Here is a 17,377-nt window from a genome sequence, read left to right as displayed (position 1 = left end):
TTCAATAATGGAAATTCCCCTGCGAAGCGGTTAGAAGCTTCACAGGGGGGAATCCCGGCGTCGTTATTTTCTTGCAAACTTTTCGAGTTCGGAGTTAAATTTATCCATTTCTTCCAGAAATAAACCGTGTCCGCCTTTCTCAAATCTCACCAGGTAAGAACCCTTGATACTTTTGTGTAAATCTTCCGCACCGGCAAAATCACATAACTTGTCATTCACACCATGGAATATCGCTACGGGCATTTTAATTTTCGCCAGCTCCGGACGCAGATCCAGGTTGAGTAATGCTGTAATAGCCTGAGTAGTTGCGTAGGGTGAAGCATTTAAATTGATACTTTGCAGCCATTTCATCGATTCTGGTGAAAGTCCGCCTTCCTGTCCCTCAAAGGCTTTTCCGAAACCAGCTATCAGTTGCTCCCGATTGGTCTTGGTCTGCTTGATCAGATCCGCTGCAGCTTGGTCGGAGACGCCGTATGGATAACCATCGCGTTGTTTCCATGACGGACCAGTTGCGCCGAACAATGCCAGCTTGCTGATATGCGCCCCGTTATATTTAGTCACAAAGTGGAGCGTTACCGCGCTTCCCATTGAAAAGCCCCCGAGGGTTGCATTCTCAATTTTCAGTTTTTCCAGCACTACTTTGATATCGTCAGAGAAAGTATCAAAATCGTATTTTCCATAAGGTCTGTCTGATTTTCCGAAACCGCGGAGGGAAATACCGATCACCCGGAATCCTTTTTCAACCAGATATTGGTATTGATATTCGTACATTTCATTGTTGAGTGGCCATCCGTGAATGAGCACCACGGGCTGACCTTCGCCGAGATCAATTACATGTAGTTTTACGTTTTTTTCTACTTCGATGTACTCTTCCCTTCCTGCGGATGCCGGCTTACGCGTTTGTGCAAACAGAAATTGGCTGTGAATGAAAGTTAAGAAAAATCCGATGGTCAGTGCAATAGTTTTCATCTGAGTAATAAGATTGAGTTTAAAGTTAATCCGCTAATCGTTAGCTGGTTGTCGTTGTTTTTTGACATTGCAAAGTTTGCTCCGAAAACCATGCTGAAGAATGGATAAAAGGCAAAGCAACTTGTACATTTTTCCCTAAGTGCTTTGGATATCTGAAATTTTTCCTCATTTCGAATAGAATTGCGCTATATGTATCAGTCGCTGTTTGACCAATTCGTTCTTTATGGGCTCAAACCTGGTCAGCTCGACATTATCTCTGGTGACGATGACATAAAACGGCTGCTTCAATATGGCAGTAAGGTGATAGATTGTTGTAAGCTCAGCGATATCTTCGGACCAGGCAGCCATGCCATATAGGGAAGGAAACGGCGTTTTCGAGAGCTTTTGATACACTTCTTGAGCCAGACTTATCGCTACCGGCTGTCCACTCCGAAAGCGGGTCCTTTCCAGTAGTGTATCAATGTATGCTTCTTCGGGTACGTTCGCCTTCCGCCATATACCTTGAGTGAAAGGCGTCGGTTTGACAATTGAATCATTTTCAGTAAAATTGGGTGTAATTTTAGTCACCGCGTCGACAATGTGCGTAGCTTCATGCAATAGCACATAAACGATGGCATCCATTTCACCGCCTTCGACACGTACTTTAAAATCACCATGATCCGCCGGCTTGAAGCATGTATTTTCTTTCCACGTCGCCCATTGTGAAATGTTCTCGCCAAGTAAGCTAGCTCGAAAAGTAATGTTGAACATCTTGATTCTGCTCCCTGAATCAACAGGCGAGGTTAATGCCGTGTTTGGCATATTATCCATAAAGCTGATGCTTTGCAAATGCTGTTTCAAAATTCGTTGGTGCAAGGGAGGCAACAATGCAAAAGCACGACTTACCTTCTTCTTATCAGCCGATGTCAGGTTATGGTTTACGGGCTTCATTCCTGCTTCGCGAAACATATTGAAAACACTTTCCGGTGCAATGTGAATTCGTTTCGAGGGATCATTTTTGCTGGTTGAATCCAGCTTTTGTGCCAAAGACAATGTTGAGAAACACAGCATTAACACAGCATAAACTGCCTGCTTAAATCCTGACTTTGCGATCATATTTAGTTGGTCAATATTTGGGTTTATCATGTTTTAGCAGGTTCGCCTGATCGTCAGGTGTAAATGCAAATCAAGCAATTCCTGCTAATGTTCGAATTCAACTTCATCCTGTAATCTTCAACGAGCTGATTAATCCCTCATTAAGTTCAAGATGATATTGCATAATTGCCGGACTCCCGGGAAATGTACCGGTTACCTCCACCGTAAGTTTTCCTTTTGAACCATCTTGATTGAAGTCAATTGGTTGGAGCTGCATATTGTACTTTTCAGTTGCCTCCTGTATCCAGTCTTTAATTTCATCCCTACCTGAATAGGACGATCCTTCGTCGGAAACGGTTGCGTCTGCTGTGAAATAAGCAGCAAATGTTGTGCTGTCAAGATTATTTTGTGCCTTGATTAAGCCTTCAATGTTGTTAGGAAGTTTCATGAGCATGTAAGTTTATGTTGAATGAAATGGTATTTGATCAAATATAAATTTGGAAAACGCCAGACTAAATGGTGGGTATTGTTCCTCCGTCAATGACATATTCGGTGCCGGTTAAGTAAGCCGCCCTGGGTGAAACCAGAAAACCAACAAGCTCAGCAACTTCCTGTGGCCAGGCCGGTCTTCCAAAAGGTATGCCGCCAAGCGCACTCATTACGCTTTGTGTGGCTTGTTCCTTTGTTCCGCCGGAGCTCTCGGCGATCCTCTCCATCATTCTGCTGGATGCCGTTGTCATAATCCAGCCTGGTGAAACTGCGAGAACACGTACGCCTTTTGGTGCAACTTCATTGGATAGACTTTTACTGTAATTGACCAGGGCTGCTTTCGCTGCTGCATAGGGAAGTGTGGAATCATACAACGGCAATTTTGCCTGAATGGAAGCAATGTGGATAATAACGCCTTCATTGCGTTCTATCATGCCGTGTAAAAATCCGCGGTCCAGTCGCACGGGTGCCAGCAGATTGGTTTGAAAAGATGATTCCCAATCATCGTCAGAAAGCACAGCAAAACCACCGCCAGGCGTTTCGGAGCCGCCCATATTATTCACCAGGATATCCAGGCGACCAAACTTTTCAAGTACTTCTCCAACCACTTTGCCGGTACCGTCCGGTTTGCTTAAATCGGCAGCTATAAAATAGGTGCCTTCGGATTTTTCTTCAGGATTATTTCTGGCTGTGATGATCACCTTTGCGCCGGCTTTCAGAAGTCGGTCGGCTATTGCTTTTCCAGTTCCTTTGGTCCCTCCGGTTACGAGTGCGATTTTGCCTGCCAGCTCGTTGTCAAATTTAAAGTCCATGATTTTGCTGATTTGTTTAGGACAAATTTCGGCACAATGACCACTACTGACAAGTAGGGATTTACGATTCAGATAGGGATAAATTTATCCCTATTGAACTGTTAAAGGCATATGGTTATATTTGCATTATGTACGAAAGAAAGATATTACCCGACCTGAATTGCGGGCTCGACCTCATTGGCGAGGTACTCTATGGTAAATGGAAAATGCGTCTTTTGTGGTTTATCAACGAAGGATTTAAGCGTCCCAGCGAGCTGCAAAGGAAAATTCCAGGCGCATCCCGGCGCGTGCTGAACGTGCAGCTGAAGGAACTGGAAAATCATGAGCTGGTTGGGAAAGTGATTTATCCGGTAGTTCCTCCCAAAGTTGAATATTATCTTACCGATTTCGGAAAATCGCTTATACCTGTGATCGGTGAAATTGGTCAGTGGGGCGACCTGCATGATGAGCGTTTGCGGACGCTTATTCAAAAAAACATTCAGCCTTAGCATGCCAGTAAGAGGTCTAGTTCAGTAGACTATATTTTATCCAAAACCACCGCGGGTTTTGCCCACGGCAGTCTTGGAGGTTATTTTTATTCAAGAGCACAAGACTTGGCAATTTCCAGGTCAATACCTCTGGAAATATTAACGTCCGTATATCCCTGACAAGCTTCCAATAGAATTTTTTCCATTTCTCCAAGAAGGCCAGGAATAGGATTGTCACTGGTGTTTGTCAAACAGAGCGAACCGTTGGTGGTTAAAGCGCCGATCGTCTGTTCCATCCCTTTACCTGACCGCACCATCGGACCATACAGCGATTCAAGTTTTAGTGATCCAAAATCGGTTTTGTATCTCACCTTGACGAGGTTAGTGACCATGATGTGATGGTTGAATGCCAATTTCAATGCGTCAAGCATTTTTAGTATATCATTATGACCGAAGACAAGGTCCCGGAAAAAAGACAAATAACCCGTAACATATTCAATAGAATTTGTACCGTCAAGTCCGGTTTTCGCGGCTCTTGCCAAATCCCAGAATGATAACTGCCCGTCTTTTTCAAAGAATACGGATTGTGTGGTGATATTCAGTCCAAAGTTATCGTCCAGGTTGAGTGCTGTTCTGGTGCAGATTGGTGAGACTAATTCCATTCTGGCCTCGTCCCATTCTGCACGCATTTTCCTGGAAGCAATGAGCGCAGCCGCACAGATAGCCCCATGAACTGTTGTATTTTCTTGTCTTGCCCTTTCCAGAATATTTTGTGTAGTAATTTCAGAAATACGGTGAGAGGACACCAAAGGTTCGACGATATCCGTGTTCATTTTCAGTTCGGGCACCTGATCAATTGTTTGAGAAGGGAGATCTTCCGGGAGACCCAGAGTTTGGTCGTTCGATACCTGAGGTTGCATTAATTCAAGTTCTTTTCCGCTGACGGCATTCAATATATCCCGAACAAGAAAGTTTAATGATGATCCATCAGCAACTGTGTGATTTGCAACCAGAATCAGGACTGTACTTATTGGCTTTTGAACTAAAACAATTCTCAAAAGTGGACCTTCTTTAGTATTAAACCTTGTCGAGAGCTCTTTTTCGACTTCTTGCTCCCATCCATAATCTTGCCCAACTTGCATCACTCGGAGCGGAATGGTCATGTCCTCAACATGCTGTAAGACAGGTCTTGACAATTCATCCAAAACAATTCTTACCGAAAGGTTCGGATGGCGTTGTTGTACTTTCTTAATGGCAGTTTGCCATTTGCTAACCGGTTCAATTCCAGTTATGTCTGCGGCAAGGGCAAAATCCTTGGAATCGATCTGGTCAAGCAGCCAAAACGTTTTTTCGAATGCACCTAAGGTGCGGCTCTGATGTTTTTTCATTACGTTATTTATGATTGACAATGCCGGGAGCGGACAGCAGAACATCTTAATTGGGCCAGCATCTGATTTTGGTATGCTAATGTCCTGTTAAATGGTTGACTGCACCGCTTCCCTTAAACTGATTGCAAAATTGGGGAGTGAAGAGGCGAAAGAGAATGGATAAAAGTTGATCAATCATGCACATTTCGCTATCCATAGTTTCGGTTGGCATTCGTACACTCAGTTTTTTTGTTCATTCATGGAGAATACTGAGCGGTATTTAAGATCAATAAGCAACAGGGGATAATTATTTAAATTTATTCGAAGAGACGGGCAGATTTTTCTTTCAGCATTATAGCAATAGTGCAACAGCAGTGAGCCGCCGTTGGCATTTCAAGGACGCGATTGCTATTTAAAAATCTGACTTCAATGACATCATTGTCAAATTTATTGGCATTAATTTGGGATGAGCCATTTTTTTCTTGCCAGACTTTTGGAAGTGTTTATTCTTTTTTTAATTCCCTGATGTCAGCAATTAAATTTTGAATGGAAGGCAGACTCAGACCATTGTAAATTCCACGTATATGGCGGTTTTTATCAGTAAGAACGAAATTTTCCGTATGCAGAAAAACACTAGAATCCCGCTTTTCGCCTGCATCTTCCTCAACGAAGTAATACCGGCGTCCGAGATCATAAATTTCACTTCTGCTTCCGGTAAGTAGCACCCACCTTTTGGAATCCACCTTACGTGATTTTGCAAAAACGCACAGTGCGGCCACATCGTCCTTATACGGCATGACAGTATGTGAGATTATTTGTATATTCTGGTCGTTAGGAAAGCTATCCTGTAATATTTTCAAATTGGCAGTCATCCGTGGACAAATTCCCGGGCAGCTTGTAAAAAAGAAATTGGCCACGCATATTTTACCATTCATGTTTTTTTCTGTGAATGGCTGGCCTGTATGTGCTGTCAGTGAAAAAGGACGGATTTGGTGAAAGCTGTCTGGGACTGTTTTTTCAAAATACGGGGTAAAGTCAGCCGTATTGTAATAGGGCAGTTTTCGCACTGTTGAATTATTTTCCGGGTGTGAACGGCAGGAAATTAAAAACAATGGTATCCAGACAGCATACAGATATTTTACCATATCAGAACGATATTTTGGTTCTTATGAAGCTATGTAAGTTACTGACCTTTTATTTTTTGATTCAGCAGCGTGTAACACAAGGCAGACTGCTGCAATCCGTAAGTGTGTCCGTCTTTGGCTACGTAGTTGAGAAAGAGTTTTCCATTTTCCCGCCATCCCTGTTGCAGTCCGTCTTCATGGTCATCTTTAAAATGGGCGAAAAGATAAGGCCTCCCATTTTTATACCACTTTTTCTGCATGCCTTGCCGCTTTTCCTGATTGTAGTTATAGTCAAATTTTAGTGTCTTTCCATCAGGCCAATAACCATAGTGCCTGCCCGTAGCCATGTTGCGGATATATTGCCGAACTTCAAAACGATCACCGCTTTCATAAAAGCTTGCATATTGACCATGCATCATACCCTTCATAACTGACCTGAAATATTTAGGCCGGGAGTTTGGATACAATGCGCTGACTACGCCGGTAAATTTTTTGTTTTCCCAAAAATAAATGCCGTTGCGGACTTCAAGTTTCGGATCGGTTACTGAAATTGTATCTGATAGATTGTGAGCTGGCAGCCAATTGAACTTTTCGGCTCCGGTCATGGCTGTCGGAGCCTTGTCCTTGTGCAAAATGCTTGTTGCCGCTATGAAAAAACATCCAATGACCAGCGAGACAGCATTATTCTGTAAAAGTGCCTTTCGTGCCATAATAGCTACCCGATTTCAGAATATAATAACCTGTATTCAAATAGTTTTCATTTCTGGTATGATAGTGATAGATGCCGTCAGGGAATTCAGTTGTAGCGGCGGTATGTCCGTTATAAGCATCCAGGTTGGTTGGATAACTTCCGTCTTTATCCTTTCTGCCATACAGGGGAAATCCGTCACGGATAAAGCCCACCAAATTCGCGTCGTCGACGGTTGTATAGGTGCCGGTCACGTGATAATGATAATTTGCAGATTGCGCAGGATGTGCGCCTGCACCATCAAAAGACGTAATGGTACCTGCATCAAGCGGGATACCTCCTGCTTCGGTATTATTAAAAATAGGGACACCATTCAATGCCATACCGATGGCGAAAAGTCCGGTGGCTTCATGTGTGGTTGCGGCAGCAGGTTTCGCAGGAATCGTCATGGTATAATTCTGAACACCAATTGTTCCATTAGGATTAGTCTGATGGCCTGTTGGAAATGGTTCATACAGGGCACTGCTTGTACCCCAATAGGGTGACTTATGGTTTGGTCTTCCATCGCTTGTAATTACCAGGTTATCTCCACTGGTCGTAACGGTGGCACTGCCGGCAAATTTTGCCTTGGCCACAGTAGTTATGTCGACACCAGATGTTACGATCGGCTCAGTAGTATCTTCGTCGCTATTTTTGCATGCCATTAATCCAAGCAACAGCAGTGGCAAGATCATTTTTTTCATACTTTAAGCTGTTTATGTGTGCATAAATCGTATTTGCCAATAATCTCTCTGCCATGGATTTAACGTAAAGAGCTTGCTGGTTTTACTATGACTCAATGATTAGGAGAACGTCACATGCTGAGAAAGTTTATCCGATTGGAAAGCAGTAGTTTCAGGCTAAATACAACATCGTTTTTCTTATTATCAAGATCCGTATATGTTTAATTACAATAGCCAAATGAAGAAAAAAATTATCATCAACGGTAAATCAATCAAGGACATAGCCACATTTTACGAAGAAATTAACCGTGTATTGATGTCTGAAGAAGATTGGAATATTGGGAATAGTCTGGATGCGTTTAATGATTTGTTATATGGAGGGTTTGGAGGAATAGATGGTGATGAGCCAATAACACTTGTCTGGCTTGATTCGAACGAAAGCAGGGAAGCACTTGGTTATCAGGTAACCAGATTTTATTATGAAGAAAAACTGAAACCAGATTCTCCGTTTAATAAAAAAATGTTTCAGGAAAAACTGTCGGCTCTGGAAAACGGAACGGGTGAAACTTATTTTGAAATAATAGTATCAATTATTTACGCGCATGAAAATATCGAATTGGATTTGAGATGACCGCTCTAAAGCTGGCAGGTTGGAATAAGTAATTCAGACAGACTAAGAATATATTTCTTAGTCTGTCTGAATTACTGAGTTTGTTACTAAAGCTGCTGAGGATAATTGATCATCCAGCTTATGCCGAATTTATCCTGAAAACTTCCAAAATAATCGCCCCAGAAAGTATCTTCCAAAGCCATTTCAATGGTGCCTCCTTCCGACAATCCTGCAAACAGACGATCAGCTTCTTCTCTGTTTTCTGTAAAGACGGAAATGTAAGAATAGTTGCCCATACCCAGTGTGTGGCCCATGGAAGGGACAATATCCGATGCCATCAGCACATCATCTTTGCCAATTGGGAGTGAAATATGCATAAGTCTGTTCTTTTCATTTTCCGACAGCTGTTCCCCGCCAGGCATATCGGACATCCGGCTGATCATTGAAAACTCACCGCCAAAAACAGATTTGTAAAAATTGAAAGCCTCCTCCGAATTTCCATCGAAGTTCAGGTAAGTGTTAATTTTGGGCATGACTAGAATAGTTAATTTGGTTTTACTGGTTTGAAATTGTAATCCAAAATTAAAATTTCTGTTTGCTTTGCATAACCCTCAAAACGGACAATGGCAGGGGGGAGTCGGGACAAATAATATGAACTTCCGCTGCAATAGATCCCATATAATGGTAATCAGCACCCCACGGTTGTATTCAGTCTATTGTAAACTGAAAGTCAACAGTTGAATGCTGAAAAAACGTTGATGAAGCGGATGCGGGAAAAATGCAAGATTTACCTGCTTTCTCCTTTAATATTTTAAAAGTTATACAAGACTACCGATCTTCGAATCCGTCTGAATTACCTTTAAGAGTAGTTCTTGAGTAGTTAAACTTATCAGGTCGATCATGGATATACAATAGATATTTGAAAGCTTGGCAAGGCAACTTAAAGATAGGTCAGTTCTTCCTGATTCTTTTTTGCTGTAAGCAGCCTGACTAATTCCAATTTGAAAAGCGACAAACTCCTGGGAGTATCCATATATCTCGCGTAACTTACGAACTTTAAGCCCCATCAAGTTCCTTGTAAAAGAGCTTGATGTATTTGCCGAATTAATAGAATTTCCAGTATTCATGACCAATAGTTTAAAAATGTAGTTTCTGAGTTATCTATAGTTCAAAGTAAATTACATTCAGATCCTTTTTATAACTATTTCGACTGATTTATAACGGTTTTCGATCAATAGCCATAGAAATATAGATGAATACACTAAATCAAGCGATGAATAAAACAATACATTGCTTTATCATTGATGATGAACCGGATGCAAGAGAGCTTCTAAAAAAATTTATTTCACGTGTGCCTTACCTAGAGTTAGCCGGTGAATTTGGTAATGCTGTGGATGCGTTGTTTCAGGTGCAGATTAGCAAACCTGACCTTGTTTTTCTTGACGTTGAAATGCCGGAAATGAATGGTTTCGAATTCTTAAGGGCAATACAGGGGCATAATCCAAAGATCATTATGGTCACAGCTTATCCTCAATACGCAGTAGAAGGTTTTGAATACCACGTAACAGACTATCTTCTGAAACCTGCTTCATTCGAACGTTTCATACGGGCAGTCCATAAGGTGACAGAACTTTTACCCGCATTTTCCAGCGAAAGCTCACCTTCCAAATCTTATAACGCCGATACTTTAGAAGCTGAAAGAGTTTTGAACCAACAAAAAAAAGAAACAAATTCTGGAAGAGATTTCCTGCTTATCAAAGAAGACAAAAAACTTGTAAGAATTATTGCTGACGAGATTGTGCTGATTGAGGCCATGAAAGACTATATTAAAATTCATTTGCCACAGCGTACTATTATCACACACAGTACAATGTTGAAAATGGAAAGTATGCTCCCGGAAGGCAGGTTTTTAAGAATCAACCGGTCTCTTATTGTCCGGATTAATGCAATCAGGGAAATTGACGGTAACCAGATCGTAACGACGGACGGGAAAAAGCTTGACATCGGGATTACCTACAGGGAAATTGTAATGGAAACTTTGAAAAAATAAAACAATCCTGATTCCCAATGCCGAAGATCGCCCCGTTGAGGAGTTTTGCATTTACGAGGAAAAATCTAAGTCGTATCTTACCGCATGGTTTGTTAGTAATCCTTACCTGGATTATTGGCAAGTATCTGGCAGTGGGACCGCTGACAAAAGACAATGCCTTTGTAACTAACTTTCTCTGTGTTCTATTTTTTGCCCAAACCATTGGCATTTACTATTTTCTTAGCGTTTTTGTATTTCCCAGATTCCTTTATAAGAAAAAAATCATACCCTTTTTGATTTGGCTTCTTGTGAGCTTTCTTATCATTTACTGGACAAATTATGCTTCAATAATCCAGCTTTATCCATATAGCGACAAGTTTGATCTGGCTAATAAAACGCAGGAAACCTGGGTGAAAAATGTTTATGGGTACATTAAAAACAATGGCTGGTTCGGGTGTTTTACGGATCAAAAAATAGCTTTTTGGAATTACAGTTTCAGCTTTGGAATTGTGACGTTCTATTTATGTGTCAAAGCATTTGCTGATATTTTATTTATCCAAACAAAAAACCTTATACTCGAAAGGGATAATCTGGCACTGGAGCTCGATTTTCTGAAGTCGCAGATTAATCCTCATTTTCTTTTCAATACGCTTAACAGTATCTATACCAGGACAGTAGATGTCGATGAGCAGGCCTCTGATCTTGTTTTGAAGCTGTCAGACCTTATGCGATATAGCTTGTATGGCGTAAATGAAGAAAAAGTGCCTTTGAAGGAAGAGTTGGAATATATTGAAAACTATCTTGAGTTGGAAAAATATCGCCATCCTCAAAATCTTGTTGAAATTTCCTTCGCTAGGGATGGCGAAATCGCGGGATTGAAAATTGCTCCTCTTTTACTTATCTCATTTGTTGAAAATGCTTTCAAGCACGGTGTCAATATAAGTAGAAAGTCATCATACGTCTATGTATCTGCCGTTATTGAAGGTGACGTATTATATTTTACAGTACAGAACAGTTTACCTGATCGTGTAAAAAGTTTTATGGTCGGGGCTTCTGTTAAAAAATCCGGCGGGATTGGTCTTGTCAATACCCGTAAGCGCTTAAATCTCCTTTATTCAAATCGTCATGACCTTAACATTCGTCACACCGCTGATGAGTATGAAGTAATGATCGGAATCAGACTCGACAGGGCATGAACTCGGCTATCGACGAATCAACTAACCCAATTTCTTAGCAGTTGGTCGAAAAACGTATATCGATAGGTCTAAATAAATTGAAATCCGGAACTGCGTCAAATAAATTTGATTCACCAACCAGCAGAAATGGTTCCGCTGGTTATGTTCATTTTTATTATACAACCCGTTCAACCCAAAGAAACGATGCAAACCAAATCAGCAACTCCCGTTATTACTTCATCCCGTCTTGTTTTGAAAAAAGAAAGACTGGTAAATCTTAGTTCTTCAAACAATGGTAAGAAACAGCCGGATATCACAACAATGAGTTCATTCTTATACTAAAAAGAAGCATAGCTTTCTCACTATTATATGTATCGCTGTATTCTGATTAATCGATGGTGGCTAGCTGACAGCCTTTTAGAAAAATACATTCGTCGTACGTATTGCCTTGATCTCGTTTGGTCAGGAGCTTACTCGGAAGAGGCGTTGCAAATGCTGAAATCGGATGACTATGACCTGGTTTTCGCCAGTCTGCCATCGCCGGATCGTATTATTACAGAAGATATGTTATATGAATTCCGAAGACAACAATCGTTGGTTATCACAGCCTCATACCCGGAATATGTCTTCACAGGTTATGATTTAAATCCTATATGCTTTTTAAAAGAACCTTTTCCGATGGCCAATTTTCAGTCGGCCATCGGAAAATTTCAAAATCTGGTATCTTGTAGTTAGGTCAGCACTTATGTTTTTTGTGAGTTTACAAATTACAAGATATATCTGTTACTTAGTGGCGATAAATATCACATGTTATGATTCGCCACTTTGGTTTTTTCTTGCTGCGACGCCCTACGCTGTCCGTTGATCAACTCTATGAATTTCATCAGGAGCTCGCGGATCATTCTCCAGAAGTATTATTAAAAAATCACTATCAGAACTCACTTGCCCAGGAAGCTATTTTTATTGCTTCGCCGGCGTTATTTGAGCGTTTTCAGATTTGGCTGAACGGCGGAGAAATTTCTGAAAGCGACAAGCTGCAAAACACTTTATACAAATATTTTGTCAGGTCAAGCACGCGCAGCACTCCTTACGGATTGTTCTCAGGTTGCGTTTTAGGTGCAGTCGGATCAGATACCCAGTTTGAAATTTCGAAAGCAAACCATATTTCAAGAAACTCCCGTATTGATTTTGAGTGTCTCATCGCGATCAAAGAATGGATTCTCCAACAACCTCTGATTAAGTCCCAACTCAAACTTTTCCCTAATTCATCACTCTACACAATAGGTCAAAATTTCCGCTACATTGAAGAGCTTCGTCAGGAGTCGCAGCGGACGTATTTTATTAGTTCAATCGAAGGAAATGAATATTTAGAAAAGATTTTTAGTTCCGCAAACGATGGAGCTACAATCGACGGACTGACGAATTTATTGGTTGCCGAAGAAATCGAACCGGCGGAGGCTGTTGCGTTTATACAGGAACTTATTGATAATAAAATTCTGGTTTTTGATCTCGAGACTGTCCTTACCGGTCCGGCATTTCTGGACGTGCTTCTATCAAAACTTGCTTCACTGGAAAACACCGGCTGGCTTGTTGCTGAGCTCAATAATATTAAAACCGCCCTGACCCGGCAGAACGACCGGATCTCCATGTATTGGCAGATACAAAAGAATATCACCAACATGATTTCCGAACCAATTAAACAGGATTTTATTCAGGTCGATACATTTTTCTCTTATTCTAAAAGCCAGATAAAGATTAATGTAATTGAAAAAATTCAGAGGTCACTGGCCAAATTAATGGTCCTGAATCAGCCATTTATCAATCATGATTTGGCGGATTTTAAGCAAAAATTCAGCACTCGGTATGAGGATGAAGAAGTTTCGCTTGTAAAAGTTATGGACCAGGAAACAGGGCTTGGCTACGGCTCGTTATCAGCTTTAGGTGCTGGATATACCCCCATGATTGACGACCTGATCTTCCCTTCCACAGAAAATTCTCAAATCAAAAATACTTTTGGATGGTGGCAAAAATTTGTGCTTGAAAAGTATACCAAAGCAATTAAACAAAACTCGGCTATTGTAGAACTGACGGATGAAGATCTTTCAGTTATTGCCGAACACAAAGAAGACAAAATACCGGAAGCCCATAACTTTTATGCATTTGGCAATCTGTTATCCAGCTCTTCCGAGGCTATGGATGAAGGTAATTTCGCCTTTAATTTAAGTGTCTGCAACGGACCGTCAGCAGTCAATATTATCAGTAGATTTTACGAAGGGAGTGCGGATCTGCTCGCTCATTTAGAGCATTGTGCAAAACAGGAGCAATCTCAGAATCCTGATGTGATCTTTGCCGAGATTATTTATTGCCCTGATTCCCGCGCGGGTAATATTATGGCGCGGCCATCTTTGTATCAATATGAAATTCCGTACATGGGTAAGGCATCAGTTGATAAAGATTTTCAGATACCGGTTCAGGATTTAATGGTTTCAGTTCGGCGGGGTGCAGTCGTGTTAAGGTCTAAGCGTCTCAATAAAAGGGTTATCCCAAGATTATCAAATGCACATAACTACAAAACCGGCTTGCCAATCTATAGGTTTCTATGCGATTTGCAGCATCAGGATGCGCATTTAAACCTAAAATTTGACTGGAGTTTTTTATCTGAGCAGGAATTTCTTCCGCAGGTCAGATACCAGAATATCATCCTCAACCGGGCTGCCTGGCTTTTAAGTGCAAGTGAATTTAGGGGAGTAAGCCTGGACGAGGTCGTGCAAAAACTGAATCAGAGGCGAGTACCGGAAAGGTTTCTCATTGTTTCAGGAGATAATGAATTATTTGTCGACAGAAACATTCCTTTCTCTTTGCAACTACTTTTTCAGGCTTTTCAAAAGGAAACAGTAGTCACGGTCAAAGAGTTTTTAGGTATTCCGGAAAATTGTTTTCTTGAACATAGCGGACGAAAATATGTCAGTGAAATTGTTATCCCGTTCTGGAACGATCAGGCTGCACCAATTCCGGGTCTATCAATTAAAAACGATACGTATGTGCAGCGGCGATTTTCTATAGGAAGCGAATGGTTATACCTGAAAGTTTATTCCGGCGAAAAAACAGGCGATACAATTCTGATCAATGATCTATATCCGGTTATTAAACAATTGTTGGATGACAATATCATCGAAAAATTTTTCTTTATCCGTTTTGCAGATCCTGATTCGCATTTGAGAATACGCTTCTACAATAGTCAGCGCGTGGACTTCTACCAACTGGTAATTAATGCTGTTGAGAATGTATTACAAAAAAAACTAGCTGGGGAAATTGTCTACAAAATTCAGGTAGATACCTATGCGAGAGAGTTAGAGCGGTATGGTGATGCATCAATAGCCTTATGCGAAACGATATTCCATCAAGACAGCATTTCGATTTTAGAATTCTTAAATCGTTCTGACAGCGGTTTTGACGAGAACGAGCGGTTCCTTTTCGCCATTAAACAGATCAATCAATTATTGTCAGATGCTGAATTTAATTTCGCTGCAAGACATCAACTGTTGGAAAAATTGAAGGAGAGCTTTTTTAACGAATTTAACGGCAATAGCGATCTCAGGAAGCAATTAGGCGAAAAGTATAGGTACTATAGGCCCCTGATTGAGCAGATTTTAATAGCTGATCAGATGGTTACAAATAGTGAAAACCGTTACCTGAGACAGTTGGTTGAAACCGTTCCTGACAGGGTTCGGTTGTTCACAATTTTAGGAAGCCTTATCCACATGACGGTTAACCGATTGTTTCCTTCCAAACCTCGGGCATACGAGTTAATTATTTACCATTGTCTGGCCAAACAATATGCTTCCGAAAAATCGAGAAGGCGTTTTATTTAACAAAAACAGTATCCGGAACAGCCAATTTATTATCATCGGTCAAATTCAAAAACAAAACTCTAAGACAAATTAAGAGAGGTTCACAGCGTCATAAATTGTTGTTGAAAAGTTTAGTAAGAGACATTGGTAATATTTTTGAATCATCCGGAAATTGCTCTTTTGCACTTCTGATCTTCTCCAGGCACAATTATTGCCATAGCTTCGATGAAATAGTTACGATATGTAAGCCTTTCAAAACTGCAAAATTCTGACTTAAATGAGTTTAAGATATTCTCAAAATCCAGACGCAACGATGAAACTGTTGCCGAAATCGCCAACAGGAATTGTTGGCCTGGATAAAATTACAGAAGGAGGTCTACCTAAGGATCGTCCGACTTTGGTTTGTGGTGGAGCGGGATGTGGAAAAACTTTGTTCTCTATGGAGTTCATCGTTCGAGGAGCCATGGAATACGGTGAGCCAGGGGTTTTTATGGCTTTTGAAGAAAAAGCAGATGAGCTGGCAGTAAACGTGGCGTCTTTAGGGTTCGATCTTGAAAAGTTGCAGGAAGATAAACTGGTCAAACTTGATCACGTTTACATTGAAAGAAGTGAAATTGAAGAAACCGGAGAATATGATCTGGATGGGATTTTTATTCGTCTTGGTCATGCTATCGATAGCATTGGCGCGAAAAGGGTAGTGTTGGATACTATTGAAAATCTTTTTGCCAGCTTGAGTAATCAAGCGATAATAAGAGCGGAGTTGCGACGTCTTTTTCAGTGGCTGAAAAGTAAGAATGTTACGACAATCATAACCGGGGAAAAGGGCGATGGGACCTATACACGTCATGGTTTGGAGGAGTATGTTTCTGACTGTGTAATTCTGTTGGACCATCGGGTGACCAATCAAATCTCAACGCGATTATTGCGTATTGTAAAATATAGAGGTTCAGTACACGGAACCAATGAATACCCATTCCTGATCGATCAAAATGGGATTTCAGTATTACCCGTTACCTCCCTGACTTTGAATCATGAAGTTTCTGCTGAAAGGATTTCAACTGGGATCCCTTCTCTCGATAACATGCTTGGAGGATTGGGTTTTTTTAAAGGGAGCAGCATACTGGTTTCAGGAACTGCTGGTACGGGAAAAACGAGTATCGCAGGCTATTTCGCTAACCAGACATGCAACCGTGGAGAGCGGTGTATTTTCTTTGCTTTTGAAGAATCACCGAAGCAAATCATCCGGAACATGAAGTCAATTGGTATACGGCTTCAGGATCATATAGACAATGGATTGCTTAAATTTCATGCTGCCCGTCCAACTTTGAACGGATTGGAAATGCACTTGGTTGCGATCCATAATCTGGTTGAAGAATTCAAACCTCAGACTGTCATATTAGATCCGATAACCAATCTCATCACGGTTGGATCAGTTAGTGAAGTGAAAACAATGCTGATCCGGTTGATCGATTTTCTACAATCGGAGCAAATTACTGTGATGTTCACGGCACTTACACTCAATAATATCATCAATGAACAGACTGACGAGGGGGTATCCTCATTGGTTGATGCCTGGCTTTTAGTCAGAGACCTTGAATTTAATGGTGAGCGGAACCGTGGAATGTATGTGATGAAATCAAGAGGGATGAAACATTCAAATCAGGTGCGGGAATTTGTTATTTCTGATGAAGGATTGAGTCTTGTTGATGTATATCTGGGCCCGGATGGTGTTTTGACTGGATCAGCAAGGGAAGCACATCGTCTGCAGGAAGTGACGGGGGATGTTTTACGTAAGCATGCCCTGAGTATGAAAGATATAGAAATTAACAGGAAAAGAAAGGTACTGGAAGCGAAAATCGCCAGCTTAATGGAAGAGTTTGACTCGGTGCAGGATCAGCTAAATAAAAGTTACATCGAAGACAAGCTAAAACGGGAAACAATAGAAAAAAACAGAGATCAAATAATCCGTAAACCGGGCGACGAAGCGTAAATTTCGAAGC

At 41.1% G+C, this 17,377-nt stretch carries 18 protein-coding genes; 8 read left to right on the top strand and 10 right to left on the bottom strand.

The features are described from left to right. Positions 1-63: 63 nt before the first annotated feature. The 4 genes from AC1XUO_RS15235 to AC1XUO_RS15220 form a co-directional block, all read right to left on the bottom strand. Positions 64-969 carry an alpha/beta fold hydrolase gene (locus tag AC1XUO_RS15235; protein ID WP_483330648.1) on the bottom strand — a complete coding sequence of 302 codons (906 nt, stop codon included), beginning with the start codon at positions 967-969 and terminating at the stop codon, positions 64-66. A 165-nt stretch (positions 970-1,134) separates the two neighbouring features. After that, a complete protein-coding gene (locus AC1XUO_RS15230; protein ID WP_483330647.1) occupies positions 1,135-2,094 on the bottom strand; it encodes a hypothetical protein in 960 nt (319 codons plus the stop codon). Between the two features lie 73 nt (positions 2,095-2,167). Then, entirely contained in the window at positions 2,168-2,497 is a 330-nt protein-coding gene (locus tag AC1XUO_RS15225; protein WP_483330646.1) for a nuclear transport factor 2 family protein, read from the bottom strand. 58 nt (positions 2,498-2,555) lie between these two features. Next, positions 2,556-3,344: an SDR family oxidoreductase gene (locus tag AC1XUO_RS15220; RefSeq protein ID WP_483330645.1), complete on the bottom strand. Its 789-nt coding sequence runs from the start codon at positions 3,342-3,344 to the stop codon at positions 2,556-2,558. Between the two features lie 128 nt (positions 3,345-3,472). On the opposite strand from AC1XUO_RS15220, the gene AC1XUO_RS15215 reads away from it, so the two are divergent. After that, the gene (locus AC1XUO_RS15215; RefSeq protein ID WP_483330644.1) at positions 3,473-3,832 is read left to right on the top strand and encodes a winged helix-turn-helix transcriptional regulator; all 360 of its coding nucleotides are present in this window, start codon (positions 3,473-3,475) and stop codon (positions 3,830-3,832) included. Between the two features lie 86 nt (positions 3,833-3,918). Here AC1XUO_RS15215 and AC1XUO_RS15210 read toward each other — a convergent pair whose 3' ends face one another. From AC1XUO_RS15210 to AC1XUO_RS15195, 4 genes are all read right to left on the bottom strand, one after another. Then, a complete protein-coding gene (locus tag AC1XUO_RS15210; RefSeq protein ID WP_483330643.1) occupies positions 3,919-5,199 on the bottom strand; it encodes a condensation domain-containing protein in 1,281 nt (426 codons plus the stop codon). A gap of 482 nt (positions 5,200-5,681) precedes the next feature. Beyond that, complete coding sequence (locus AC1XUO_RS15205; protein ID WP_483330642.1) at positions 5,682-6,323, bottom strand: SCO family protein; 642 nt, start codon at positions 6,321-6,323, stop codon at positions 5,682-5,684. Between the two features lie 38 nt (positions 6,324-6,361). After that, positions 6,362-7,012 (bottom strand): toxin-antitoxin system YwqK family antitoxin, encoded by a 651-nt coding sequence (locus tag AC1XUO_RS15200; RefSeq protein ID WP_483330641.1) that lies wholly within the window; start codon positions 7,010-7,012, stop codon positions 6,362-6,364. Continuing rightward, a complete protein-coding gene (locus tag AC1XUO_RS15195) occupies positions 6,984-7,733 on the bottom strand; it encodes a YHYH protein (protein ID WP_483330640.1) in 750 nt (249 codons plus the stop codon). Before AC1XUO_RS15195 ends, AC1XUO_RS15200 begins: the two co-directional genes overlap by 29 nt. 217 nt (positions 7,734-7,950) lie before the next feature. On the opposite strand from AC1XUO_RS15195, the gene AC1XUO_RS15190 reads away from it, so the two are divergent. Beyond that, a complete protein-coding gene (locus tag AC1XUO_RS15190) occupies positions 7,951-8,343 on the top strand; it encodes a barstar family protein (protein ID WP_483330639.1) in 393 nt (130 codons plus the stop codon). A gap of 86 nt (positions 8,344-8,429) precedes the next feature. On the opposite strand, the gene AC1XUO_RS15185 is transcribed toward AC1XUO_RS15190, so the two are convergent. Continuing rightward, positions 8,430-8,855: a VOC family protein gene (locus tag AC1XUO_RS15185; protein ID WP_483330638.1), complete on the bottom strand. Its 426-nt coding sequence runs from the start codon at positions 8,853-8,855 to the stop codon at positions 8,430-8,432. 285 nt (positions 8,856-9,140) lie between these two features. Next, positions 9,141-9,389, bottom strand: coding sequence for a helix-turn-helix domain-containing protein (locus tag AC1XUO_RS15180; protein ID WP_483330773.1), 249 nt, complete (start codon positions 9,387-9,389; stop codon positions 9,141-9,143). 206 nt (positions 9,390-9,595) lie between these two features. Between AC1XUO_RS15180 and AC1XUO_RS15175 the strand changes: the two genes are divergently transcribed. The 6 genes from AC1XUO_RS15175 to kaiC all read left to right on the top strand — a co-directional run bounded on the left by AC1XUO_RS15175 (position 9,596) and on the right by kaiC (position 17,367). Further along, entirely contained in the window at positions 9,596-10,372 is a 777-nt protein-coding gene (locus AC1XUO_RS15175) for a LytR/AlgR family response regulator transcription factor (protein ID WP_483330637.1), read from the top strand. A gap of 17 nt (positions 10,373-10,389) precedes the next feature. Next, on the top strand, positions 10,390-11,547 hold the full coding sequence (locus AC1XUO_RS15170; protein WP_483330636.1) for a sensor histidine kinase: 1,158 nt from the start codon (positions 10,390-10,392) through the stop codon (positions 11,545-11,547). A gap of 183 nt (positions 11,548-11,730) precedes the next feature. After that, positions 11,731-11,868 (top strand): hypothetical protein, encoded by a 138-nt coding sequence (locus AC1XUO_RS15165; RefSeq protein ID WP_483330635.1) that lies wholly within the window; start codon positions 11,731-11,733, stop codon positions 11,866-11,868. 27 nt (positions 11,869-11,895) lie between these two features. Further along, on the top strand, positions 11,896-12,261 hold the full coding sequence (locus tag AC1XUO_RS15160) for a hypothetical protein (RefSeq protein WP_483330634.1): 366 nt from the start codon (positions 11,896-11,898) through the stop codon (positions 12,259-12,261). Positions 12,262-12,338: 77 nt separating this feature from the next. Then, positions 12,339-15,398: a lantibiotic dehydratase gene (locus AC1XUO_RS15155; protein WP_483330633.1), complete on the top strand. Its 3,060-nt coding sequence runs from the start codon at positions 12,339-12,341 to the stop codon at positions 15,396-15,398. Positions 15,399-15,654: 256 nt separating this feature from the next. Then, on the top strand, positions 15,655-17,367 hold the full coding sequence (gene kaiC, locus AC1XUO_RS15150) for a circadian clock protein KaiC (RefSeq protein ID WP_483330632.1): 1,713 nt from the start codon (positions 15,655-15,657) through the stop codon (positions 17,365-17,367). The last annotated feature ends 10 nt before the right edge of the window (positions 17,368-17,377 follow it).

The organism is Dyadobacter sp. HNCC25DJ186 (assembly GCF_056895235.1).
This window is presented reverse-complemented; position numbering and strand designations above follow the sequence as displayed.

Bases quoted from the DNA above. Each gene is read 5' to 3' on its own strand.
- AC1XUO_RS15220 (WP_483330645.1), bottom strand. From the start codon at position 3,344: ATGGACTTTAAATTTGACAACGAGCTGGCAGGCAAAATCGCACTCGTA.
- AC1XUO_RS15230 (WP_483330647.1), bottom strand. From the start codon at position 2,094: ATGATAAACCCAAATATTGACCAACTAAATATGATCGCAAAGTCAGGA.
- AC1XUO_RS15160 (WP_483330634.1), top strand. From the start codon at position 11,896: ATGTATCGCTGTATTCTGATTAATCGATGGTGGCTAGCTGACAGCCTT.
- AC1XUO_RS15175 (WP_483330637.1), top strand. From the start codon at position 9,596: ATGAATAAAACAATACATTGCTTTATCATTGATGATGAACCGGATGCA.
- AC1XUO_RS15170 (WP_483330636.1), top strand. From the start codon at position 10,390: ATGCCGAAGATCGCCCCGTTGAGGAGTTTTGCATTTACGAGGAAAAAT.
- AC1XUO_RS15205 (WP_483330642.1), bottom strand. From the start codon at position 6,323: ATGGTAAAATATCTGTATGCTGTCTGGATACCATTGTTTTTAATTTCC.
- AC1XUO_RS15185 (WP_483330638.1), bottom strand. From the start codon at position 8,855: ATGCCCAAAATTAACACTTACCTGAACTTCGATGGAAATTCGGAGGAG.
- AC1XUO_RS15190 (WP_483330639.1), top strand. From the start codon at position 7,951: ATGAAGAAAAAAATTATCATCAACGGTAAATCAATCAAGGACATAGCC.
- kaiC (WP_483330632.1), top strand. From the start codon at position 15,655: ATGAGTTTAAGATATTCTCAAAATCCAGACGCAACGATGAAACTGTTG.
- AC1XUO_RS15225 (WP_483330646.1), bottom strand. From the start codon at position 2,497: ATGCTCATGAAACTTCCTAACAACATTGAAGGCTTAATCAAGGCACAA.
- AC1XUO_RS15180 (WP_483330773.1), bottom strand. From the start codon at position 9,389: ATGGGGCTTAAAGTTCGTAAGTTACGCGAGATATATGGATACTCCCAG.
- AC1XUO_RS15200 (WP_483330641.1), bottom strand. From the start codon at position 7,012: ATGGCACGAAAGGCACTTTTACAGAATAATGCTGTCTCGCTGGTCATT.
- AC1XUO_RS15215 (WP_483330644.1), top strand. From the start codon at position 3,473: ATGTACGAAAGAAAGATATTACCCGACCTGAATTGCGGGCTCGACCTC.
- AC1XUO_RS15155 (WP_483330633.1), top strand. From the start codon at position 12,339: ATGATTCGCCACTTTGGTTTTTTCTTGCTGCGACGCCCTACGCTGTCC.
- AC1XUO_RS15235 (WP_483330648.1), bottom strand. From the start codon at position 969: ATGAAAACTATTGCACTGACCATCGGATTTTTCTTAACTTTCATTCAC.
- AC1XUO_RS15165 (WP_483330635.1), top strand. From the start codon at position 11,731: ATGCAAACCAAATCAGCAACTCCCGTTATTACTTCATCCCGTCTTGTT.
- AC1XUO_RS15210 (WP_483330643.1), bottom strand. From the start codon at position 5,199: ATGAAAAAACATCAGAGCCGCACCTTAGGTGCATTCGAAAAAACGTTT.
- AC1XUO_RS15195 (WP_483330640.1), bottom strand. From the start codon at position 7,733: ATGAAAAAAATGATCTTGCCACTGCTGTTGCTTGGATTAATGGCATGC.